The organism is Citrobacter sp. TBCS-14 (assembly GCF_005280805.1).
Classification (GTDB): domain Bacteria; phylum Pseudomonadota; class Gammaproteobacteria; order Enterobacterales; family Enterobacteriaceae; genus Citrobacter; species Citrobacter gillenii.
In genome coordinates, this window is sequence record NZ_SZWM01000953.1 from 1 (window position 1) to 499 (window position 499).

1 pseudogene is annotated in these 499 nt (G+C 59.6%); it reads right to left on the reverse strand.

Annotation, left to right across the window (positions count from 1 at the left end):
- Window positions 1-499: pseudogene (locus FDX22_RS30205) on the reverse strand (cell division protein FtsN); the annotation flags it as partial.

Genomic DNA, 499 nt, shown 5'->3' on the forward strand with positions numbered 1-499 from the left:
GCTGCGCGGCGGTGGTGTGCGCAGGCGTCTGCAACAGATCCTGATACGGCTGCTGGGCCACTGGTTTTGGCTGCGCTTTCGGCTGTTGCACCGGTGCGGTTTGCGCCGTACGCGTTTGCGGCTGCTGGTACGGCTGTTCCGTTGCCCGTGGACGCGGCTGCTGAGCCTGCTGCTGCGTAGTGTTCCACTGCTGCTGTTGCACCTGACGTTGACGTTGCAGCGTTTGCTGGCGCTGTTCAGGCGTTTGTTCGTTCCACGGTACTTCGTTGAGCTGTGTCGGCTGTTGACGCATATCAGCCTGCATTTGCGCCANACTGATCGGCGTTAAGCACTTCGCCACCCGCAGAGGGTTCGGTAGGCGCACGCACGCCAGGCTGACGGCTTTCCAGCTCTTTGATATAGCGCCAGCGTTCTTCCGGTTTAGGCGGGATGCCATTACCGGTGACTTTCTGGCTTTGCAGCGTCTCGGACTCTTCTTTCTTGTGATGCGTAATGAAGT